This is a genomic window from Sinorhizobium sp. 7-81 (assembly GCF_030124405.1).
Classification (GTDB): domain Bacteria; phylum Pseudomonadota; class Alphaproteobacteria; order Rhizobiales; family Rhizobiaceae; genus Sinorhizobium; species Sinorhizobium psoraleae.
Window position 1 is genome coordinate 262,059 of record NZ_JASKLT010000006.1, and the last position, 20,458, is coordinate 282,516.

Annotated in this window: 21 protein-coding genes and 2 pseudogenes; 6 read left to right on the top strand and 17 right to left on the bottom strand. The window is 61.1% G+C overall.

Going from position 1 to position 20,458, the window contains the following annotated elements:
- Nucleotides 1-51 precede the first annotated feature (51 nt).
- The 3 genes and pseudogenes from QN224_RS21115 to QN224_RS21125 form a co-directional block, all read right to left on the bottom strand.
- Nucleotides 52-324: pseudogene (locus tag QN224_RS21115) on the bottom strand (recombinase family protein); the annotation flags it as partial.
- Nucleotides 325-349: 25 nt separating this feature from the next.
- Nucleotides 350-778 carry a type II toxin-antitoxin system VapC family toxin gene (locus QN224_RS21120; protein ID WP_283978233.1) on the bottom strand — a complete coding sequence of 143 codons (429 nt, stop codon included), beginning with the start codon at nt 776-778 and terminating at the stop codon, nt 350-352.
- The gene (locus tag QN224_RS21125; protein ID WP_283978234.1) at nt 775-1,023 is read right to left on the bottom strand and encodes a plasmid stabilization protein; all 249 of its coding nucleotides are present in this window, start codon (nt 1,021-1,023) and stop codon (nt 775-777) included. Before QN224_RS21125 ends, QN224_RS21120 begins: the two co-directional genes overlap by 4 nt.
- A 658-nt stretch (nt 1,024-1,681) precedes the next feature.
- On the opposite strand from QN224_RS21125, the pseudogene QN224_RS21130 reads away from it, so the two are divergent.
- A pseudogene (locus QN224_RS21130) lies at nt 1,682-1,873 on the top strand (helix-turn-helix domain-containing protein); the annotation flags it as partial.
- 39 nt (nt 1,874-1,912) lie between these two features.
- Here QN224_RS21130 and QN224_RS21135 read toward each other — a convergent pair.
- Both QN224_RS21135 and QN224_RS21140 read right to left on the bottom strand, forming a co-directional pair.
- Nucleotides 1,913-2,326: a DoxX family protein gene (locus tag QN224_RS21135; RefSeq protein WP_173514469.1), complete on the bottom strand. Its 414-nt coding sequence runs from the start codon at nt 2,324-2,326 to the stop codon at nt 1,913-1,915.
- 107 nt (nt 2,327-2,433) lie between these two features.
- Nucleotides 2,434-2,583 (bottom strand): hypothetical protein, encoded by a 150-nt coding sequence (locus QN224_RS21140; RefSeq protein ID WP_283978235.1) that lies wholly within the window; start codon nt 2,581-2,583, stop codon nt 2,434-2,436.
- Nucleotides 2,584-2,936: 353 nt separating this feature from the next.
- Here QN224_RS21140 and QN224_RS21145 point away from each other — a divergent pair, with 353 nt between their 5' ends.
- The gene (locus tag QN224_RS21145; RefSeq protein ID WP_173514728.1) at nt 2,937-5,216 is read left to right on the top strand and encodes a PBP1A family penicillin-binding protein; all 2,280 of its coding nucleotides are present in this window, start codon (nt 2,937-2,939) and stop codon (nt 5,214-5,216) included.
- A gap of 164 nt (nt 5,217-5,380) precedes the next feature.
- Nucleotides 5,381-5,587, top strand: a complete 207-nt coding sequence (locus tag QN224_RS21150; RefSeq protein ID WP_173514727.1) for a hypothetical protein — start codon at nt 5,381-5,383, stop codon at nt 5,585-5,587.
- Between the two features lie 310 nt (nt 5,588-5,897).
- Here the strand turns inward: QN224_RS21150 and QN224_RS21155 are convergent, their stop codons facing one another.
- Both QN224_RS21155 and QN224_RS21160 read right to left on the bottom strand, forming a co-directional pair.
- Nucleotides 5,898-6,113 (bottom strand): hypothetical protein, encoded by a 216-nt coding sequence (locus QN224_RS21155; RefSeq protein WP_173514726.1) that lies wholly within the window; start codon nt 6,111-6,113, stop codon nt 5,898-5,900.
- A gap of 337 nt (nt 6,114-6,450) precedes the next feature.
- Nucleotides 6,451-7,056 (bottom strand): cysteine hydrolase family protein, encoded by a 606-nt coding sequence (locus tag QN224_RS21160; RefSeq protein ID WP_173514725.1) that lies wholly within the window; start codon nt 7,054-7,056, stop codon nt 6,451-6,453.
- Nucleotides 7,057-7,325: 269 nt separating this feature from the next.
- Between QN224_RS21160 and QN224_RS21165 the strand changes: the two genes are divergently transcribed.
- Entirely contained in the window at nt 7,326-7,532 is a 207-nt protein-coding gene (locus tag QN224_RS21165) for a CsbD family protein (RefSeq protein WP_173514724.1), read from the top strand.
- A gap of 119 nt (nt 7,533-7,651) precedes the next feature.
- Here the strand turns inward: QN224_RS21165 and QN224_RS21170 are convergent, their stop codons facing one another.
- Nucleotides 7,652-8,257, bottom strand: a complete 606-nt coding sequence (locus tag QN224_RS21170; RefSeq protein WP_173514723.1) for a general stress protein — start codon at nt 8,255-8,257, stop codon at nt 7,652-7,654.
- A gap of 39 nt (nt 8,258-8,296) precedes the next feature.
- Nucleotides 8,297-8,608 carry a PepSY domain-containing protein gene (locus QN224_RS21175; protein ID WP_283978236.1) on the bottom strand — a complete coding sequence of 104 codons (312 nt, stop codon included), beginning with the start codon at nt 8,606-8,608 and terminating at the stop codon, nt 8,297-8,299.
- Nucleotides 8,609-9,204: 596 nt separating this feature from the next.
- On the opposite strand from QN224_RS21175, the gene QN224_RS21180 reads away from it, so the two are divergent.
- Entirely contained in the window at nt 9,205-9,612 is a 408-nt protein-coding gene (locus QN224_RS21180; protein WP_173514721.1) for a DUF1236 domain-containing protein, read from the top strand.
- Nucleotides 9,613-9,738: 126 nt separating this feature from the next.
- Here QN224_RS21180 and QN224_RS21185 read toward each other — a convergent pair whose 3' ends face one another.
- Together QN224_RS21185 and QN224_RS21190 are read right to left on the bottom strand one after the other, a co-directional pair.
- Nucleotides 9,739-10,125, bottom strand: coding sequence for a hypothetical protein (locus QN224_RS21185; RefSeq protein WP_173514720.1), 387 nt, complete (start codon nt 10,123-10,125; stop codon nt 9,739-9,741).
- A 133-nt stretch (nt 10,126-10,258) separates the two neighbouring features.
- Nucleotides 10,259-11,152 (bottom strand): hypothetical protein, encoded by an 894-nt coding sequence (locus QN224_RS21190; protein WP_173514719.1) that lies wholly within the window; start codon nt 11,150-11,152, stop codon nt 10,259-10,261.
- Between the two features lie 319 nt (nt 11,153-11,471).
- On the opposite strand from QN224_RS21190, the gene QN224_RS21195 reads away from it, so the two are divergent.
- Entirely contained in the window at nt 11,472-12,251 is a 780-nt protein-coding gene (locus QN224_RS21195; protein WP_283978314.1) for a ZIP family metal transporter, read from the top strand.
- 76 nt (nt 12,252-12,327) lie between these two features.
- Here QN224_RS21195 and QN224_RS21200 read toward each other — a convergent pair whose 3' ends face one another.
- From QN224_RS21200 to QN224_RS21225, 6 genes are all read right to left on the bottom strand, one after another.
- A complete protein-coding gene (locus tag QN224_RS21200; protein WP_283978237.1) occupies nt 12,328-14,868 on the bottom strand; it encodes an NAD-dependent epimerase/dehydratase family protein in 2,541 nt (846 codons plus the stop codon).
- Nucleotides 14,869-15,081: 213 nt separating this feature from the next.
- The gene (locus tag QN224_RS21205; RefSeq protein ID WP_173514729.1) at nt 15,082-15,726 is read right to left on the bottom strand and encodes a dihydroxyacetone kinase family protein; all 645 of its coding nucleotides are present in this window, start codon (nt 15,724-15,726) and stop codon (nt 15,082-15,084) included.
- A 9-nt stretch (nt 15,727-15,735) separates the two neighbouring features.
- Nucleotides 15,736-16,737 (bottom strand): dihydroxyacetone kinase subunit DhaK, encoded by a 1,002-nt coding sequence (locus QN224_RS21210; protein ID WP_173514717.1) that lies wholly within the window; start codon nt 16,735-16,737, stop codon nt 15,736-15,738.
- Between the two features lie 22 nt (nt 16,738-16,759).
- Complete coding sequence (locus QN224_RS21215) at nt 16,760-17,794, bottom strand: ABC transporter permease (protein WP_283978238.1); 1,035 nt, start codon at nt 17,792-17,794, stop codon at nt 16,760-16,762.
- A complete protein-coding gene (locus QN224_RS21220; RefSeq protein WP_283978239.1) occupies nt 17,791-19,344 on the bottom strand; it encodes a sugar ABC transporter ATP-binding protein in 1,554 nt (517 codons plus the stop codon). Before QN224_RS21220 ends, QN224_RS21215 begins: the two co-directional genes overlap by 4 nt.
- A gap of 95 nt (nt 19,345-19,439) precedes the next feature.
- Entirely contained in the window at nt 19,440-20,450 is a 1,011-nt protein-coding gene (locus QN224_RS21225) for a substrate-binding domain-containing protein (protein ID WP_283978240.1), read from the bottom strand.
- Between the last annotated feature and the right edge of the window lie 8 nt (nt 20,451-20,458).

Below are 20,458 nucleotides of genomic sequence, written 5' to 3' on the forward strand. Positions count from 1 at the left end.
CACCTCGTTTGCGGCATCCCAATCGAGCCCTGAGCCTTATGAAGCAGGCGCTCAAGAGCGAACCAGCCCGAGGCGGCGCGCTTCGTCCAGCAGCGCCCTAACGGAAGACGGCTGCCACTTCCGGCCGCCACGTGGCAGCCGCTCATGCATCTGGTCCAATTGGACGGCAATGTCGCGCAACGACAGATCAGGATCGGCGATCGCAATTCCGGCAACGAGCCTCATCAGCTGATCCTCGGGCGGCCGGCGCGGCGAACGGGTAAGCAGTTCCGGTTCCGCGAGCTTTTCGCGCACCATCCGACGAACCGCCCGGCGCAACCGTTCGTTCCCTTCGATCGGCATCTCGAAATCACGAGAGCTGGTGGTCCCAAGGATTGATGATGGCAATGCCGGTACCTTCGAAGTCCGCGACATTGCGCGTCGCCAATGCCGCGCCGCGGGAACGGGCGATCGCGGCAATCTGTGCGTCGAACTGGCTGATAGGGCGGCCGGCTTTGCGCCGCTCCACGGCCAGCGTGGCATAGGCGTCTGCAGCTTCGCTGTCGAATGGCAAAATGCGCCCGGCAAGATCCTCGCGAAAGATCGGGACGATCGCCGCCTCGAGGTCGCGCCGGCGGCGTCCATCCGGTAGAAGCCGCAGGCCGTAAAGGATCTCGGCTTCGGTGACGGTTGTGGTGAACACCGACGTCGGCGGCCGCTCGGCGAGCCATGCCTCGACAGCAGCGGACGGCGACGGTGTCAGCAATTCCGATAGCACGTTGGTGTCGAGGATGATCACGCGGAGAAGTCCGGCGCTTCGCGGATCGCCTCCCGTGGGGATGCTTCGAGCGTGATGCCGCCGGTCGGTGCGATGCGGGCGCGAATGGCGGCGGCGAGATTGTCCGGTTGCCGTTCACTCGTCGACAGCGCCACACGCAGGATATCGCGGGCCTCGTCTTCCATTGACCGTCCGTGTGCAGCGGCGCGCAGCCTGAGCCGCTGCTTGAGACTGTCATCGAGATTGCGGATCGTCATGCTAGCCATCGGAGGCGCCTCCGTTCATCATTGATTGCAATTTAGTCATTGATTGCAGATGTTGCAATGCTCGTCCGCTCCTCCCGGCAGGGGAGCGCCGTTGCAGACGCCTGGCTTTGCCGGCTTCAGGCGGCGCGAAGGCGCAGAGGGTACAGTCAGAGCGCTCACCGAGAGAGAACGACCCTCATGCGATTAAGGAGAATGTCCTGAAGATCGCCTCCGAGAAATTTGCTGCCTCCGGCTCTCCGCGTCCACGAAATCGGCCCGAACGGAGAAAGCATCTGCGTCTGCTCCGGCGGGCCGGAACTGGACAAACTTTGCATCACGGCTGCGACAAAGTTCCTTTCCGTCTAGACCTTGGAGCGAGAGCCGTGGTCGGGCGGCTGCTGGCAATCGAGCCAGGGGTGAAGGGGCCCCTGAAGCGATGTTTGGGTGAACTGCGCAAAAATAGCTGTAAGTCAGCTTGCATCTTCGAAGACATGGCTAGCTGAGTTCCATAATAAACCTTATCTGATCTTCCTCTGTAGCGGCAGTTTAGAGATGCGACATATGAGCCAGTTAGAGGTGCGACAGTCGTCGCCTCTTGGGATGCTGGTCAAACGTCAACGTTTGGAAGGAAGACTGGCGACGTGAAGCGTGGTTGAGACCATGAGCGTTCGGAGTCGTCATGTCTTGTTTGATCGTCATGTCGCAGAAGGAATGGCATCGTCTTGAACTCATCCAGCGGATTCGCGGCCGCAGCCTGACCGTCGTCGAAGCGGCCGAGTTGCTCGGTCTCAGCCGCAGTCAGGTCCACCGGCTGTTGCAGGCCTTTGACCTGGCCGGCGCCGACGGTCTCGTCTCGAAGAAGCGCGGCCGTCACGGCGGCCAGCCTCGTTGCTACCTAACTTGCCGGCACTTACTGTAAGGCAGTGCTCTTCACACTCCTGCCGTCGATACTCCAGGCACCCGGTCCCGTGAACACGAGGAGCAGGAACACGAAGCAATAGAGGATTGAGGCGTCGCCCTCGTTCAAAACCGGGAAGAAGCTTTGCGGCGCATGGACCATCCAATAGGCCACCGCCATCTCGCCGGCAAGCAGGAACGCCACGGGACGGGTGAGCAGCCCAACGAGGATGAAAAGGCCGCCAACAAGCTCCATCAAGCCGCTGATCCCGGACAGCGAGAAGAGCGCGGGCAATCCCTGCTCGGGCGGAGTTGGAAAGCCGAATATCTTTTGAGTGCCGTGCTCCATGAAGATCAAAGCCGTCACGATCCGAAGCGCAGCAAGCGCATAAGGACTGTAGCGATCGAGAAATTGCATCTGCAACATAAGCTTTGTCCCTGTAAATCGGTCGCTCCTTGAGCGAACCTCCTGTTCCTGGCAATGCGCATCACCAATGAAGCGCTGCAGGACAACGCGCACGAACGCAAAGCGGTTCAGGTCGTTGCCACAATGCGTTCGACGCGATTGAGCGTGGCTGCGCGATTGGCGTGCAAACCTGTGATTGAAGCAAAGCCGACGTCCAGGATCTGTCTGGTGTCAATCTCCATGAAGCCGGGGTGCCTGATCAGGAGGGTCAGCGCCATCGGCGCGTGATGTCGGGCCGGCGACCGCGATGGCGTGCGATCCGCGGATATCGAGCGCGGTGGCAGGGATTGTCCCTCCCCTCTCGCTCGCAAGTGCATTGTGCGACGCGATCGGCAGCAACACCGTCGTTGTTCACGGTTTGAGCATACGGCGCTTCTGGGCAGATGAAGCGTTGGCGCCGCCGCGTGCGGCAGCCGTCATCCTTTGTACAATGTTTTTGGCAACCTCTTGCCGGGTCAACGCGTTCTGAGCGACAAACAAGGCGATCCAAGCCGAAGCAGAAAATGCTACGGAGGGGTCGCGTCGCCCGCCTCAAGGCGGCGTGGCGCAGTCGTTTGGAAAGAGTTCACGCATGGCGGACGGCAATGCCGCTCCGGGCGGAGGTCCGGAAAACCAAAGGCCAGACACTTCCCGGCCCAGCATCGAAGCGGCGGCAAGCTCCGGTGGTGCAACGTTTGCGCGTACGCGGAAAGCGCTTGCCGAAACCAGCCGGGCTTTGTTGAGACTTGGCGCGGCGGTGCGGGGCGATGCAGTCGACGCGGCACGGCAAGCCGCTGAAAAGCTTGGCATATTCGGCGGAAGTTCCTGGCAGCGACTGCGAGGGAGCCCCTCAAGCGCGAAGCCGGGGGGCGCCGGATTGACTGCAACAATCTTGAGCTGGGCACGGCTCCGGCGGCGTGTGCGGGACATCCCTTCCGTACGAGAGAGACCACGTAGCAGACGAGCTATCGTCATGCGGAGCGCGGCGACCGCGAGCGCGGCATCACTTGCCTCGCTGATCGCCCTCTTCTCCTGGGCCTTGGCCGACGTGCCTTGGAACGAGATCGCCGATGGTTCGCTGAAGCCGGTCGTGGTGCTTGAATCGGCCGCCGGCGAGCCGCTGGTGAGCCAGGGGCCGCTTCAGGGGCCTTATGCGGCGCGAGAAGATTTCCCGCCTCATCTCATCGATGCCGTCCTTACCAGAGAGGACCGGCGCTTCTATGAGCACTTCGGCGTCGATCTGAAGGGCATTCTTCGCGCAATCTACAGGAATGTCGGCGCAGGCGAAGTCGTTCAAGGCGGCAGCACGATCACTCAGCAACTGGTCAAGATCCTTTATCTGGAGCGAGACCGCACCTGGAAGCGAAAGATCCAGGAAGCTGTCATAGCATTCTGGCTGGAGCACAAACTTGGCAAGGATGAAATCCTCACGCGCTATCTGAACAACATCTACCTTGGTGCCGGTGCAACGGGCGTACCGGCGGCCGCCCGCATTTACTTCGACAAGGAGGTGCGGGAACTCAACGTAAGTGAATCGGCAATGCTTGCGGGTATTATCCGTGCGCCCTCGCAGCTCAACCCGATCAACAATCCAGATGGCGCGCGCCGGCAAGCGGAATCCGTGCTCGATGCCATGATCGAGGGCGGCAAGGTAACCGCGGGACAGGCCAAGACCGCGACTGCGGAGCTTCGTCCGGTAAAGCCGGCAACACGGTCGGGGAGCTGGTTTGCGGACTGGGTAATGCAGGAAGCGCGCGAGCTTGCGGGGCCCTATCGGGGCACGATCAAGGTCAGAACGACAATGATGCCACGGCTGCAAGCGATCGCCGAAAATGTCATTGCCGAAACCCTCCAGCAGGAAGGTACAAAAGCGGGAGTCCAGCAGGCTGCCTTGGTGGCGATGACGCCGCAGGGCGCCGTGGTCGCGATGGTCGGCGGGCGTGATTACTCAAAGAGCACGTTTAACCGCGCGGTTACGGCCATGCGCCAGCCTGGCTCCGCCTTCAAGCTCTTTGTCTACTATGCGGCATTGAAGGCCGGCCTTACACCTTTTGACTGGGTGGAGGATGCACCGATCGAGGTCGACGGCTGGTCCCCGGGAAACTATGGCGGCGGCTATCGCGGCCAAGTCAGTATAGCAGAGGCGTTCGCGCGGTCGCTGAACGCGGCGACGGTGGCACTGGCAATGGAGGTTGGGATCGACAAGGTCATCGCCGCCGCTCGGGAGCTCGGGATTGATGCCAAACTTGCTGAAACACCAAGCCTGGCCCTCGGCTCATCGGAAGTGAACCTGCTTGACCTCAGCGGCGCCTACGCCTCCGTTCTTGCTGGCGCCGCCCCGGTCGAGCCCTGGGGGATCGTATCCTTTCATGCCGACGGACAGCCACAGGCATTTCGCGTCGGGGCGTCAAAGCAACCCACGACCGACCTCGGCCAGTATCAGCCGGACCTCGTTGGTTTGTTGAGGTTGGTCGTCGAGCGCGGGACGGGACGCGAGGCCGATCTCGGGATGCTGCTCGCGGCGGGCAAGACCGGCACCAGTCAAAACCATCGCGACGCCTGGTTCATTGGCTTCACCGAACGGTTGGTCGTTGGGGTTTGGGTCGGGAACGACGACGAAACGCCGATGAACGAGGTAACAGGCGGTAAACTCCCGGCACGGATCTGGCGCAACTTCATGACCACCGCATTGGCGACGGGCAGCGAAAGCATACCAAACGAGCCCGATACGCCGGTGGCAGGTTCCACAAATGACGGCGGTGCACCTGCCTCCTGCAACTTTCACGCCTGCGCCCGCGCCTATCGCTCGTTTCAGCCGTCAGACTGCACGTTTCAACCGTACAGCGGGCCACGTCGGCTTTGCGAAAAATAGCAAACTCGCAACCTTCTGCGCGGGCCGGCGTAGGTGCGATGTCTCTATGCCAGGAACCATCCAGCGGATTGTCAGTTGGGAAAGATCGCTTGTGCATGGCGATTTTTTCGGCGGGACTGTGGCCGCCCTCGCTGCGCCTCGCGCGAAGTCAGGAGGCAAATATCATGGACGCTTCCACCGGCGACGGATCTCACCTTATCCTTCCGGGTGAGTTCGTTATGCTCAAGGATATCCTCGCGATTTCCGTCCACGAGCGGAACCTGTCGATCGACAGTGAGGAAGCAAGGGAAATTGCCGCGCGGCTGATCGATCTCTATCAAAACGGCGTCAGGGACCTCACGGCTCTGCGCGCCATGGCCAAGCTCTTTTAGGCGGTGACCTTGCCTCTCGCTGGAACGCCCGCAGGCTTGATTTATGCAGCTCCACGAGCTCGCCTTAGCTCAGTCCAAAAAACGAAAGGACGGCGAGGACGATCACGACAGCGCCCACGAGCCAAATGAGATTGTTCATAACGGTCTCCTTTGAATTGCTCTAAAAAACCGCGGCTCAGGCAAAATGTTCCGCCTCTCACGCCTGACGCTTCCTTCAATGAATAGACTTGGGCGCCGGCCTTGCCCGCTCCCGGTGAGACCGAGCAACGCCTTGCCGTCAATTTTTTCGCGCGGATGTATCGCCGGGCTATCAGGATTTGCGGCTGACGATGGCCTGCATGTCTTCCAACTTGAGGTCGTCGATCGCCGATAAAGCTTCCTCGGCGGACCAACCGGCGCGCATGGCTGCGGCCACAAGTCTGGCCTCGGCCTCCTGCTCGAGGTGCAGGTATAGCGACTCCAGCGCTTCGCGCGCGGTCACAACGTGCCCAGCGGGGGTGGCAACAGCGTGAGACTGCTGTGACATCGCACTTCCTCCATGGTTCGTGGTCACGATTAACGGAATGCTTGGGCGGCGCTTCTGTTCCCTCAAACGCCGTTGCTTTGTCGTTGATATTAAATGAATAGGGCGCTCAACCCATTGCGGGGAGCGCCCTATTCGACCCGGAGATGCAATTCCCGCCTGACCAATCGTCGGCTCGAAAGCACCTCGATACGGGTAGTGGCGTATTAGATGGGTGTCGGCCAGCCGGTTTCAAGCCTTCGTCGCGCACCGCTTTTGAGAAACCTGAAATGCCTGACTTCCTTGAGGAGCGAGGCAATGCCCGTGCCCCGGTGATCGCGGAAAGCGCTGGCGTAGAGGGTTACGCGCTCGCCTCCGCGAGAAACATCTCCGTCGTCATGAGCTGCAGTTGCACGGAAAAACGCTCGCCCAAAAGCTCCAGCGAGGCGTCATGTGAATCATCTGCGCTGCTGCACACGGCGTCTTTAAGAAGGATGACTCGATAACCGAGGTCGATTGCGCCGAGTGTCGCGGCGAGAACGCAAACATCGGTTTCGCCGCCACTGATAACCAGTGTCGAGACCTGGTCGCGTTGAAGTCTTGCATGGAGCGTGCCGTCAAACCACGGTGAGTAGGTACGCTTGTCGTGTATTTGGGCAGGTGGAACAAGGTTTGCAAGCGGCTGAATCAACTCGATCATGTCGGCGGGCAGATGCTCACCGGTCATCATCCACCATTTCGAATAATAGGCCGCCCATGTGCCCGGCATTCCGGCGGCGGTCCTGGGTGGAATGAAACGGGTGAAGATTGTGCGATCGCGATGACGGCCGGCTACCTCGATAACCTCGGGAGATACCTTGTCCATCCACGGAACATGCCATGGCGTATCTTCGGCAAACATCTTTTGCATGTCGACACAAAGATGCCGCCAGTGGCCAAGAGACTCCGCTTTGAAGAGTTTTGCCATGTCCTGTCTGCTCATGAGGGAACAATTGCGCGCCGACGATTGACGAGCCATTGCCTCGGCTGCGTCTTAGAAGCCGCTTCATTCGCTCGATGCTCCAACGTTTCCGGCTAACGACCGATCCGGATGTTTGTTCCCGGCCTTGGGGCACTGGCGAGGAGTGCCGGGCGGCGCATGATCCCGTAACAGGCATGTCGTTTGGAGAGGTAGAGGAAACAAAATCCGCCATCGCGAGTTCCAACACTAGGTGAACAAACGACCAGGAGAAAGTCATGGACTGGAACCGTGTTGAAGGTAACTGGAAGCAAGTCAAAGGGAAGATCAAGGAACAATGGGGGCGGCTCACCGATGACGATCTCGACGAGATCGCGGGTAAGCGTGAGCAACTCGAGGGCAAGATCCAGGAACGTTACGGCATCGAAAAGGACAACGTAAGACGAGATGTCGACGATTGGTATTCCCGCCAGACGTGGAACTGATGCGCTTTGAGAGATTGTCCGGTACCCCGCCTCTCGGCGGGGTACCTTCGTGTTTGGCGCGCGACGTCCAGCGCGCGAGTCGACGTTTTGGGTCTGTCACGGCGGACCGCCGGGTTGGCCTAACCCCTCATTGTCCGATAGCGTTCGCGCTCGCGTTCGATCTCGTCTGGCGTGTAGGGTGCCGCGGCACCGTCAAAGCGCGCCCAACCCTCCTCGGTATAGGCGCGCTGCCGCTCGGCGGGATCAACCCAATTTGATTTCTGCAGGATCGCGAGGACCTGAGTTGCGCGGCTTTCATCGACACGTGCCGACACGAGCGTCCCCCCGCGTCGAACCCCTTCGGCGTAAAAGTGGGCTTCTTCTTCGGGCACTCCCGAATCCGTTAGTGCGCCGATGATGCCACCCGTTGCGCCGCCGGCCACGGCCCCGGCAACAGCACCGGCGGCGGTCGAGGCCAGCCATCCTGCTGCGACGACAGGACCGACGCCCGGAATTGCCATTAGACCGAGACCGGTCAGAAGACCGATCGCGCCGCCGCCCGCGGCTCCGAGGCCGGCACCTGCTCCCGCCCCCGCGGCTGCTCCCGAGGCCTCGTCGGAATAACGTTCTCCGGCGTTGTTTGCGACTATGCTGATATCGTCGGACGGAATGCCGACAGCTTCCAATTCGCTCACGGCTTTGCGGGCGTCCTGATAGTCATCGAAAAGCGCTGAGACAGTTCTCATGCTTGTGCTCCTTGGTGGATTTGGTAGGGCGTCTTCTGATCAGAGCGCCGTTACGTTGCCTTGATAATCGAGTGCGACCGAAACGGACTTTCCGTCCTTCATTGCGGTCGCGCGCCAGACACCTTGATCATCAAGCTTCAGCTCCTTGACCTCGGTGTAACCGGCCTGCTCCATGCGTTGCTTTGCCTGATCTTCCGTGAAGCTGTTAGCTCCCTCGACAGGCGCAGCCGGATTGGTACTGTCAGGCGTGGTGACTGCGGGGGTGTCCCCCGACGGAGAAGCCGTCTGCGCAACCGCCGGCGCCGTGGCAGCGCCCATCAGCGCCGCCGCCGCAAAGATCTTATATTTCATTTGCTTACCTCTTCCTGGATCTGGTCTCCGAATCCGGTCAAAATCAAACCCACGAACGGAATTTTGGTTCCGGCAATCCGTCTTGACCGAAGTCGCGGAAGCATCGTGCATCCCTCGGCGTTCGCTGATTTCAACGCTCGCGGAAGCCATGATTTGGTTACGCGGGATCCCGGCAGAACCACCGCTCGCGGTGTTGACGCCGCCGCCCTACTTGGTTCCGGTCAGGTGCGATCGCGGTGAGCTTTCCAACATTCTACTGCATCTCGCCATGGAGGGACTGTGGGCGCCCATACTGACGCCCAAAGACGTAAGGAGAAATAACCGAGGAAGTGGACGGCGAGGTCGCCGCATCATGTTGGGGGTTTGCGCGTCGCTAGCGCACCGGAGGAGTCGAATAGAGCCCTACTCTCAGAGGTGCGATATGTATCTCCACAAGTGATTAAGACCAATCAATGCATATTTCAGGGGGATTTGACCCGCGATCTCCATAAATATGCTTTTCACAATTCGTAATAGTCTTTAACAATTCGCAAATATGCGGAACCTATTGTTACGCGGCTCGTTCAGTCCTTCATACGATGAAAGGAGTACTGACCATGAGTGCAAAGATTCTTTTGGTGTCCGCGCTTGCGACAGGCCTTCTTGCAGCTCCCGCAATGGCAAACGATAACAACGATGCCGCCGTAACAGGTGCTGCGGGTGGGGCTGTAACAGGTGCGATCGTCGGGGGTCCGGTGGGCGCTGCTGTCGGCGGCGCGGTCGGGCTTATTGCCGGTGCCGTCATTTCTCCTCCACCACAGCAGGTGGTCACATATGTCGAGCAGCAGCCGATGCCGGCAAACACGATCGTTATCCAGGAGCCCATCGCAGTGGGCCGGCCGCTTCCACGGACGGTCACTCTGACGCCAATTCCCGAGAATCCGACCTATGCCTATGCTGTCGTGAATAAGCAGCGCGTGATCGTTGATCCAAAGACCTACACCGTAGTGCAGGTCATCCAGTAGGCCGGCTATGCTCCCTGCCCTCCCGGCGGGGAGCCTGCTTTCTGTCATGCCGCCAGACTATCGACCCACCTTTTCGTCTAGCTCGCGGGCGCAACCGTGAGGGTGCCTCGTTCGGGATAGAATCTCTCACAGGAGGAGACGTTTTACATAGTCGAGGCGGTGCATCAGGTCCGCCAGCAGAACATCGACGCGGCTTTTCGGCTCCCATCGGCGATGTGTCATCCCGGCGACGGCCAAAACGGCGACAAGAATAACGCCAGCAAAGATGATGGGGTGGTCGGTGATGGCGCCTCCAGCCGCTCTGCCCGCCGCTCGCGTCCTCGATAGCGAAGGCTGCACACCGTCGTAACCCGCTTGGGCGACCGCACGCTTGAGTGCTTCCAAGTCGGCGCGGAGCTGTTTGATCTGCTTGGCGGGCGACGGCGGCCTGTTTTTCTGCACACCAACTGTTTCATTCTGCTTATCGACAATACCGACGGGAATGGTTTCCCCAATTCTGGGAGCCTTGGCCATGAAAATCTCCTCGACGTAGCCTTGAGCACAATCGTGCAGGGCGGCGAAAGTTCCACGACGTTCATGCATGTACTGAAGGCCCGCTGGGGGGCGCCCAGCGACTTGGAACGCCGACGCGAGCAACCCTGATGGTTCAGTTCAATTGGCTGGCCGCACGGGTTTGTCTTCGGCGTTCGGTGGAACGCGCCTTTCGGCGGGCAATCCTAAGCTCGGCAAGTGTCGGCTTCCACCAGCCGAGGACATGGTCCCGCAGCCCCGGCTCACCACGGGCCGGCCAAGTCGCTATGAGCTCTGACAGGGTTGCAGGGCGCCAAGTGCCCCAGACATAGTCAAGCCCAGTCCGGGCGGCATGTGGATAGAAGGTAATGAGCACGGGCGGCTCGACGAACTCGCCCGAGACCTCGACAAAGACGACGATCCCGTACTGCTCGGTTGCAACGGGGCGGCCCAAGGGTGGCAACTCATCATAAGGCAAGGGATAACGACGGCGGCGGCGTTCCGCCGAACGCAACCGCGCGGCCTTCTGCTCCGTCGAGTTTCTTGTCGCCTCCCGACGTCGCTTCCGTTCCTCCGGTTCACTACGTCTCGCCGCTTCTTCGATCCTTTGCCAGCGGCGACGCAGTTCCTCATAGGACCGGAACGGCACGTGCCAGAGGCGTAGATCCTCGTCCCAGCGTGACCATGGAATTGCACGCAGTTCCTCAAGAACGGTCTTGGAATAGGGTGTTCGAACGCGGAGGTCCTCGCCGATCTCGAGATAGGGACTGACAATCGGATCAAAGGCATAAGCATCTCTGCCCTTGGAGTCTCCATGCGCATCGAGAAGCTCGGCTTCTCGCGCGAGCCAGCGGTCCACTCGGCGGGCAGCGGTTTTGCCCGGGACAAACCAGCTCCTGCGCTCGTCACTCCACCTCGCGCGCGGAAAGGCCTCCCGGAAACGCTCGACCGTCATTCGGTCGTAGGGGAAGGTCGCGAACGTGCCGAGCGTTTCTTCTTTTTCGCGCGCGGGTCGTTGCTTCAACTCCACGACAATAAACCCCTAGGCGATCGACGTCTCAAAGGGAAACGCCAAGCTGCCGAGGTTGGTTCATCGAGGCCGGGCAAGCGATCACGCGCTTGTTCGAACGTCGCTCATCAGTTGAGCTGCAGGAACAAACGTGTCGTGCGGACCGTTACGAGCATGTCGAGGATTGCGGGCTTTGCGAGCGCCCCGCGGGAAGACAAGTCCGGCTGAAGGTTGCTAAGATCATTTGTTGTTCCATTGAAACAACAACAAAGTGTTCTAACCATTTGAAATCACGCAATTCCCGGACGAAAACGCTTTCATGGAATTGCCCTGGGTCGTGATGAACAATGATCTGCTGCTTACGTTGGGAGTTGCCTCTGCTGCGGCTGTCGCGTCGCCGATGGGCGGCCTGATCGCGATCGCGATCAGGCCATCGAGCCTCGTGCTTTCGATCACAGTCGGCTTTGCAGCCGGCGTTCTGCTCGGCACCTTCGCATTTGAAATGATGCCCAAGTCTCTGGAACTCGCAAGTGTCCCGGTCGTGGTCACCGGATTTCTGCTTGGCCTGGCTCTCGTCTACGTTCTCGACCTCTACGTCAATCGCTGGCAAATGGCAGGGGTGGAAGCGGATCAAAAGCGCGCGGTCGACCGCCTGCACCGGCGCAAGAAACCCCGTGGTAGCGGCATTGCTGTGCTCGCCGGCGGCACGAGCGCAGAGGAACTGATCGAAGGCATGGCGATCGGCATTGGCGCCGCATTCGAGCCCGGCGTGGTCCTGATCGTGGGCTTGGCCATCTGCGTCGACAATCTCAGCGAGGGCATGAGCATCGGCGAATTGGCCTTCGATGAGGAGCAGCAGGGAGCAAACCGGTACATTCTCGGCTGGACGTCGGTAATCGGGATCTCCCTGTTCGTCTCGGCGGTTGCGGGCTGGTTTCTTCTGAAGGGTCTATCAGAAGCGGTCCTGGGCTTCCTTTTTGCGATGGGCGCCGGCGGCATGTTTTACCTTACCATCACCGACCTCGTACCCGAGGCGGAGTCGCACCAGTTCCAGCAGTCTTCGGCGGTCGCCAACGCCATCGGCTTCCTGGGAGTCATGGCGCTTGCGGAATTAACTTGAGCAAGAATGGGCGGAACCCGAGGCTTCGGCGCGCAACTGCAAGCGCCGCGCCACGCTCCAGAAACAATTGCGCATTTCAGACGATAGCCCGATCCCAGCCGCCATAGTGCTCCTTGCTGCGCGTCCCGCGCGGCAGGCTGAGTGCAATCAGCGCCAACCCAATTGCGACGTCCGCGAATGCGGCCATGCCACCGCCAGCAAGCAAAAATGGTGATGCCGTAACCCACGCACCGAGCGCAACATTCAGGAAACGGACGGGGCGTACAACTTCTGCCATCGCCGTAACCGCGACCATAATGACGATGCAGCCGACGACGTGATCACTATAATAGAGCGGCGGATTGCTGCCAAAGACGAGCGGCGTCGCCATCAAGACCGCGCCGAGGAAGACGCTAGCCACCAGGGTCCACGGAAAATTGACACCGCCCGTGATGAACTCCCTGAGCAGCTTGGAAGCCGGGCGGTCGAGATCGGGCCCGGGCGTTTGATTTTCCGAAAGCGCCGGACCGCCCATCCAGAACGTTCGCCAGAGCGGCTCGCCCGCCCTCGTCGCCCGCCAGAGATATTGAATGGTCGCCAGCACCTCGTCGATCGAATAGGGGATCAGGACAACGGTAACTGCGGCCTGGACGATGCAGAGCGTGCACAGCGCGCCGATCAGCGGCGGCTGAATGATGATGAAGGAGACGCTTACCGCGCCGAGCGGAATGATCAGCAAGCCGAAGAGCAGCACCATCCAGGGCATGGTGCGCCAGCGGCGCCGGTCGCCGATCGCACCGGCGAGGATGTCGAGCGCGTAGGCAAAGGCACCGAGCCCGGCATCCGCGATTGGAAACCCCTTTGATACCCATGACGTCACGACCGCTTCACTGCCGTTGCGCACGGGGGCGGCGCCCGGCCCGAAGAACGGGTCCCAGAGGCCGTCGATATGCCCCATCTGATAGGCGGCGAGATAGCGCGAGACGAACAGGCCGACGAAGGCGAGCGCCACGATGGGGATACGTTGCGTGAAGGAGGACGGTGAATAGCTCCAGCCGAGGGGGCGGTCGTCATCCGCCGCAAGCGCCCGGCTGCGGATGCCCGGCGTCGGCGGGATCATTACGGCGAAGACCGGGATCAGCATGCCGGCAAGCGTGTCGATTGCGTATGCGGCGGCGCTTGTCGTCCAGAAGACGAGCGGGGCGAACATGATCCAGACGCCGAGACCCGCCGTAATCCACTGCCCCCAGGACCAACGGCGATACATACCGAACAGCGCGAAAGCGAGTACGAGCAGTCCGGAGACGATCTCGCTGATGCCGAGACGCGTATTGCGGATATCGGCTTCGGTAATCTCGTGCCCCAGCGCGGGAGGCAGCGGTGCGACAACCGGATCAAAAAGGCCGAGCGTCATCGGCGAAGCGATAAGCCACAGGCCTAGCGCGACGTTCGCCAGCGGCGCCCAGAGCGTGCGCAGCCGGTGTTGCTCCACGGCGGCCTCGACCTCCTCGTTGCTGCGCTCCAGCGGTCGGTCGAGTCTTTTCTCGGCTTGCTCGATCTCCGGCCCCGAAGCGGCCACCGCGGAGGGCTCCAGCTTGTTCTTCGCGTACCAGTCGGTCGGATCTTCCTTCAGTCGTCCGATCATTTCCGGCAGTGTGATTGCAAGGCTATGTCTGGGCTCCCAGTCGAGCAGGGTTCGGGCGCGGGAAATGTCGATCTCGTAGTGATCGTCCGAATTCTCGATCATCCATGGTTTGATGTCTGTCTCCTGGTCGAGCACCTCCGTCTGCACCCATGCCCCCGTCTTGGCGAGCCCCTTGGGCAGGACGAGCGTGCGCCAGTCCTCGCCATGGATAAGCTGGCCGAAGCGTTTCTGCAGATCCCCGTAGGACAGGGTTTCTTCCTCGCCGATCAGCATCACGCTTTCGGCCGGCAATTCGCCGCGACGGTCGACGGTGCGCACAAAGACTTCAACCAGGTCGTCCTTGTGCAAGTAAGGCTGCCCTGCCCCAAGATCGCCACTGAAAACGTAGGCTGTGGGAAGCCGCTCGAAGATACGGGCAATCTGTTGCGCGATGAATGTGGCGCGGCAGTCCTCGTCATAGACGCCGGCAAGACGCAGGATCACGGTCTTGATCCTGCCGCGTTCCTTCGCGATTACCGCCTCGGTTTCGGCTTTCGACTTCGGATATGCCCAGGACGGTTCTATCGGAGAGGCCTCGTCGATCGGCGCGCCTTTGTCCGGGCTCGGAGCGTGCACCAGCAGCGTGCTCGCGAAGATGAACTGCTCGGTTTCGAGGTCCTGCAGTGCGGTGAGCAGCCGACGCGTCCCCTCAACATTCACCGCATCATACTTCGGGTTGCTTTTGCCACTCGTGTCGTAGTAGGCGGCGAGATGGATCACCGAGGCCAAGCGACTGCTGCTGCGACTGCGCACCGCCTCCACCGCATCCCTCACGCTGTCATCGGAGGTCAGATCAATTTCGATCGTCTCGAAGCCGTCTGACGGACCCTTCGGGGCAGCCACGTCGAAACCGATGACGCGGTATCGGTCTTTCAAGCCGGACGCGATCGCCTGTCCGAGAAAGCCGCTCGAGCCCGTGATGACAACGGTCGGCTGATTTGTTTCTTTCGGCATGTCGAAGCCTTTGCGGAAGCTTCTTGCAAACGTCCCTTCCAACGGGAAGTTCCGAGCCGCGTTCCCTCCCCCGCAAGGCTCGGCGCGCCTTTCGTGATCAGTTGTGATGGTCGCCTGGGTTGCGATCCGTAACTGCCGGGGCGTGCGAAGAGCCTCTCGCGGCTCTTTGAGCAGTCCCGCGCCCCGCTTCTCGCCGGGGCGCGGCGCGATCGTTCAGGTATTAGACGATGCGAACTCTGCCATGCTCCTGATAAGGAAATAACCGACCGTGGCGCCGGCATCCTGCAGGCCGATGGTTTTTTCCTGGAAGGCAGCGGCCTTGCCGTGTTGGGCGAGCATCGACTTCGTCGCTTCAAGTGCCTGCTCCGCGGCATCTGACGCCGCCCCGAGCGCCTTGGTCAGCGGCTCGCCGGAGCCTGCGGCAGCCTCAAGTGCAACGGCGATCGGGTCCAGCACGTCAAGCAAGGTCTTGTCGCCCACCTTCGCCTTGCCGCGTTCGGCTACACCGTCGCGGAACGCGCGCCAGAAGCCCGCCATCTCGCCAGCCCCCAATGCCGCGGCGCCTTCGGTCGACTTGCTTGCGCGCAGGAAGCCGGTTGCGGTCAGCGTGCCCATGGTGGACGGCGCGGTGCGGGCCATCGTTGCCCCCGCCGTCCGCAGGAGCTTGGAAATCCCCGCCGCCTCACCCTCGGCTGCAACCGCGTCCGCGGCCGCGGCAAACGATTTGCTCATGGTGATGCCGAGGTCGCTATCGCCCACCTTGCCATCGAGCGAGATCAGGAATTCGCGCTGCTCGGCAAATAGCGACTTCCAGGTTTCGAAAAGCCGGATCAGGTCGGATGCCTTTATCGCGTCCATCATCTCACCTCAGGATGCAAAGTGCTTGAAGAACGGGGTGTTGGCGGGCGCTGAGACGAGCCGGTCGAGCTCTTCATCGAGATGCAGCACCGAAATCGAAGCGCCGGCCATTTCCATGGAGGTGGCGAATTCGCCAACCCAGACATGCTTCGCCTTGACGCCGCGTGCATCGAGAAGCTGCGCGACGCGACGAAACAGAATGTACAACTCTTCCATCGGCGTACCACCGAGGCCGTTGACGAGCACGGCGACATCGTTTCCTTGCTTGTAATCCTGTTCGGCGAAGATGCGCTCCATCATCTCGTCGATGACCTGGTCGGCGGGTGCCAGTTTCTTGCGGCTGATGCCAGGCTCGCCATGGATGCCCATGCCGATTTCCATTTCGTCCTCGCCTATCGAGAACGTAGCGTGCCCGATCTCCGGCACCACGCAACTCGACAGAGCGACGCCCATGGTCCGGGTCCTCGACCGCGCCTTGTCCGCAATCCTCGTCACTTCGTCGAGCGACAGGCTTTCGGCCGCAGCCGCGCCCGCGGCCTTGTAGACGAAGAAGATGCCGGCAACGCCACGGCGCTTGTGCTCCTCGCCCACGACCGACGACGCAACGTCGTCATTGCCGACCACTTGCTTCACCTGGATGCCATCGAGATCGGCAAGCTCGGCTGCCATGTCGAAATTGATGATGTCGCCACTGTAGTTGCCGTAGATGTAGAGTACCCCGGCCCCCTGATCGATATGCTTGGTGACCTGATACATCTGCTCGGCACTCGGCGACTGGAAGACGCCGCCAACGGCCGCGCCGTCGAGCATGCCATCGCCTACGTAGCCGAGAAAGAGCGGCAAATGACCGGAACCGCCGCCGGTCGCGATGCCAACCTTGCCGGCCTTCGGTTTCGCCGTCACCATGCAGCGCTTGTCGTCTGCGACATAGGTCAATTCCCTGTGTGCGCCATAGATGCCCTCCAGCATCTCATCGACGAAATTGACCGGGTCGTTCAGAAACTTCTTCATGAATTCCTCTCTGAGTAAGGGCTTATTTCTTGCGTTGGCGGGTGACGAAAAAGGCGGCGGCGAGCAGGATGAAACTGCCCACGACAAGCCGCTGCCACGTGCTGGGAATACCCACCATCACGAGCACGCTGTTGATGACGACGATCAGAAGCACACCGAGAATCGTGCCGAGCACGGTGCCTGTGCCGCCGGTGATCCTTGCGCCGCCGAGGACAACGGCAGCGATCACGTTGATCTCGGTCCCGACCAGGTCGAAAGGATTGGCCTGCCGGTTAGCGCAGACATGGATGATGCCTGCGAGCCCCGCCAACGCTCCCGCATAGCCGAAGAGAAAGATCTGGACAGTGCGCAGGTTGTAGCCGAGGCGGCTGGCGATGTTTGCGTTTCCGCCGACGGCAAAGATCGCGCGTCCCATCAGCGTTCGGTTCAGGATCCACCACGTCACTAGCGCGGCCACCGGCAGGATCAGGAAGTAGAACGGAAGTGTCACCACGGCCCCGTTCGCGGATTCGAACTGGAAGAGCGGCATTCGGCCGAATGCGCCCATCTGCGGCGGCAGGGACATGATCCATACCGTGCCGACGAAGGAGAGCAGGAAACCGCGGAACAGATATTGCGTGCCGATCGTCACGATCAGTGACGGTACGTTCAGATGGTGCACCAATAGGCCGTTGACGATGCCAAGTAGCATGCCGCCCAGGATAGCGACGAGCAGAATGCCGACAATCGGTGTGGTGGGAAAGTGATTGAGCACCAGCACCGTCAGCGAATACATGGTGAAGGCTGCGATCGCCGTGAACGAGACGTCGATGCCGCCGGCCGCCAGAATGATGAAGACGCCAAGGGCGAAAAGACCCATCACCACGCTGGCGCGGCCGATGTCGATCAGCGTCGAGGGCTGCAGGAAAGCCGGATTGATCACGGCAACGATCACGCAGATCGCCACCAGCAGCACGAAGGTGATCGATTCCGGCCGCCTGCGGATCAGGTCCCCCAGGCTGAAAGACCGGGTCCGCGAGGCGCCTTCCTGAAGCTCCTCGATCCGTGAAGCACTCATTGAACGGTCTCCATCTTCGAAGTCAGCATTGCCCTGTAGAGCTGTTCCTCGGTCGCCTGCTCCGCGTCGACCGCGGCAACGACGCGTCCGCTGTTCATGACCAGAATGCGATCCGCGTTCTGCAGCAGCTCCGGCAGATCGTCGCTCACGATGATCAGGCCCATGCCGGCCTCGGCCAGCGACTGGATTGCGCGATAGATCGTGTCCTTCGACCCGACGTCGACACCGACCGTCGGACCATGAAGCACCAGAAGCTTGGGTGCGATGCTGAGCCAGCGGCCGATCAGGACACGTTGCTGGTTGCCGCCCGAGAGCGCGCCGACCGGCAGGTCCAGGTTTCTGGTGTTGAGGCGCATTTCCTCGCAAAGGCGGGCAGCGATCGCGCGGCCCTCTTCCTTGTCGACGACGCCGAGCGCATTGCTGAGCTTGGTGACGATCAGCGCGATCTCGTTCTCGAAGATCGACTTGTCCAGAAACAGACCTTCGGCGAGACGGTCCTCGGGCACATATCCGATACCAAGCGCGATGGCGTCGGCGGGACGCCGGATGGACACGTCACGCCCCTCCAGAGTGATCGTGCCGGAGCCGGCCGGCTCGACGCCCGTGATCGCCATCGCAAGCTCGTTGCGGCCAGAGTCCGCAAGTCCGGTGATCCCCAGGATTTCGCCTTGCCGGACGCTGAAGCTGACCTGCTCCACGCCGTGCGCCGTCAAATGGCTGACTTTCAGCACCTCAGTCGTTGCCGGCTTGCCTGTCCGATAGCGTTCGGAGTCGATGGCGCGCCCCGTCATCAGCTCCGCAAGCTGCTTCTTGCTGTATTCTTCGATAGGCCCCTGCGCGATGCATTGTCCGTCGCGGAACACGATGGCATGGCCGCCGATGCGGTAGCACTCGTCAAGCTTGTGGGTCACGAACAGCACCGCGACGTTCTCCGAACGCAGCCGTTCCACAACGCGGATCAGGTTGTCGACCTCACGTCGGGTGAGCGACGTGGTAGGCTCGTCCATGATCACAAGCTTGGCGCGCGTGGCGATTGCCCGGGCGATCGCCACGAGTTGGCGTGCCGCAAGCGGAAGATCGGAAACTGTCGTGTTAAGGAACGAGCGGTCTGTCGGCAAGCCGACCGTTGCAAGCGCTTTTTCGGCAGTCTGCCGCAGGCGTGCGCGGTCGAAAAGTCGTGCCAGCCGCCCGTTTGCACCAACGAGTTGCTCGTTCAGAGCTACGTTCTCAGCGACGTTCAGGTTGGGAAGAAGCGAAAGATCCTGGTATACGGTCTCTATCCCTGCGGCTAACGATTGTATCGGCGTCAGAGCGGTGAAGCTCTGGCCGTCCAGCACGATTTCCCCGGCGCTCGGCTCTAGCGCCCCGGACATGATCTTGATGACCGTGCTCTTGCCGCAACCGTTCTCACCCAGCAGGTGGTAGGCTTCGCCGAGTTGAAGTGTAAGATCGATGCCGCGCAGCGCATGCACGCCGCCAAACCATTTCTGGATGTTCCTAAGCTCGAGGAACCGGCCCGAGCCTTGTTCGCCACTTGCTTTTGCCGACACGTCGCAGTCCTTCGTAAATTGCAAACAGCCGCGACGGGCGCCGCGGTTAACGGCCGGGGAGCCTTAAGACGTCCCCGGCCGGCTTGGGAGAGCGATCAGAAAAGGTGCTCTTTGTAGGTGGCCTTGTCGGCGAGCACCATGCCGTTGCCGACGATCAACAGGCCCTCGCCCGCGCCCTTCTTCACCGTCACCTCGTTGTAACCCTCGACACCGAGGTCGATGCCGTTCGTGACCTCTTTTTTCTCGAGAAGGAGCTTGGCCACGGCGTTCATCGCCATGCCGGCCTTCTGCGGGTCCCAGAAGCCGATAGCGGTGATCGCGCCGGACTCGAGCAAATCGGCGGAGGGGTTCGGCAGGCCGGTGCCGACCAGGCATACCTTGCCCGTGAGGCCCGCTTCGTCGATAGCGCGGCCGACGCCAAGGACGTCGTTGCCAGCGGAGGTCTGGAAGCCCTTGATATCCGGATGCTTGCGCAGGATCTCCTTGGCCTTTTCATAGGTGCCGTTCGCATCGTCGAAGGATTCGTTGTTGGGATCCACGAGCTGCATCTCAGGGTATTTCTTGGCGTTCTCCTCGCCTGCGCCGACCCACTGCATGTGGGTGCGGCTGCCAAGCGAGCCGACGAAGGTCGTCCACTTGCCCTGCTTGCCCATGCATTCGGCCAGGCGCTCGTTCAGCGCGGCGCCGTAATCGGCATTGTCGAACGCCTCGACATCAGCATGGGTGTTCACCTGGTTGTCTGCTTCATGGGTCACGACGACGACGCCGCGCTCCATCGCACGCTTGAAGGTGCCTTCGAGAACTGCCGGATCCATCGGAACGACGGCCAGAGCGTTGACGCCCTTGGCGACGAGGTCCTGGATGATCTGGAGCTGCTGGGCGGAATCGGCGGTGGCCGGGCCGCTCTGGCTCGCATCCACGTCCGGATTGGCCTCGGCGAAGGCATCTACCCCAGTGTTCATGCGGTCGAACCACGGAATACCGCTGATCTTCACGACGGTTGCAATGACCGGCTTTTCCTGCGCAACGGGGGTGCCGACGGAACCGACGAGCACTGCGGCCGCGACCGCCGTGCCAGCCAGCATCTTCTTCGAAAGTGACTTCATGTTTTCCT

Bases quoted from the DNA above. Each gene is read 5' to 3' on its own strand.
- QN224_RS21125 (WP_283978234.1), bottom strand. From the start codon at position 1,023: ATGGCTAGCATGACGATCCGCAATCTCGATGACAGTCTCAAGCAGCGG.
- QN224_RS21135 (WP_173514469.1), bottom strand. From the start codon at position 2,326: ATGTTGCAGATGCAATTTCTCGATCGCTACAGTCCTTATGCGCTTGCT.
- QN224_RS21140 (WP_283978235.1), bottom strand. From the start codon at position 2,583: ATGGCGCTGACCCTCCTGATCAGGCACCCCGGCTTCATGGAGATTGAC.
- QN224_RS21145 (WP_173514728.1), top strand. From the start codon at position 2,937: ATGGCGGACGGCAATGCCGCTCCGGGCGGAGGTCCGGAAAACCAAAGG.
- QN224_RS21150 (WP_173514727.1), top strand. From the start codon at position 5,381: ATGGACGCTTCCACCGGCGACGGATCTCACCTTATCCTTCCGGGTGAG.
- QN224_RS21155 (WP_173514726.1), bottom strand. From the start codon at position 6,113: ATGTCACAGCAGTCTCACGCTGTTGCCACCCCCGCTGGGCACGTTGTG.
- QN224_RS21160 (WP_173514725.1), bottom strand. From the start codon at position 7,056: ATGGCAAAACTCTTCAAAGCGGAGTCTCTTGGCCACTGGCGGCATCTT.
- QN224_RS21165 (WP_173514724.1), top strand. From the start codon at position 7,326: ATGGACTGGAACCGTGTTGAAGGTAACTGGAAGCAAGTCAAAGGGAAG.
- QN224_RS21170 (WP_173514723.1), bottom strand. From the start codon at position 8,257: ATGAGAACTGTCTCAGCGCTTTTCGATGACTATCAGGACGCCCGCAAA.
- QN224_RS21175 (WP_283978236.1), bottom strand. From the start codon at position 8,608: ATGAAATATAAGATCTTTGCGGCGGCGGCGCTGATGGGCGCTGCCACG.
- QN224_RS21180 (WP_173514721.1), top strand. From the start codon at position 9,205: ATGAGTGCAAAGATTCTTTTGGTGTCCGCGCTTGCGACAGGCCTTCTT.
- QN224_RS21185 (WP_173514720.1), bottom strand. From the start codon at position 10,125: ATGGCCAAGGCTCCCAGAATTGGGGAAACCATTCCCGTCGGTATTGTC.
- QN224_RS21195 (WP_283978314.1), top strand. From the start codon at position 11,472: ATGAACAATGATCTGCTGCTTACGTTGGGAGTTGCCTCTGCTGCGGCT.
- QN224_RS21200 (WP_283978237.1), bottom strand. From the start codon at position 14,868: ATGCCGAAAGAAACAAATCAGCCGACCGTTGTCATCACGGGCTCGAGC.
- QN224_RS21205 (WP_173514729.1), bottom strand. From the start codon at position 15,726: ATGGACGCGATAAAGGCATCCGACCTGATCCGGCTTTTCGAAACCTGG.
- QN224_RS21210 (WP_173514717.1), bottom strand. From the start codon at position 16,737: ATGAAGAAGTTTCTGAACGACCCGGTCAATTTCGTCGATGAGATGCTG.
- QN224_RS21215 (WP_283978238.1), bottom strand. From the start codon at position 17,794: ATGAGTGCTTCACGGATCGAGGAGCTTCAGGAAGGCGCCTCGCGGACC.
- QN224_RS21225 (WP_283978240.1), bottom strand. From the start codon at position 20,450: ATGAAGTCACTTTCGAAGAAGATGCTGGCTGGCACGGCGGTCGCGGCC.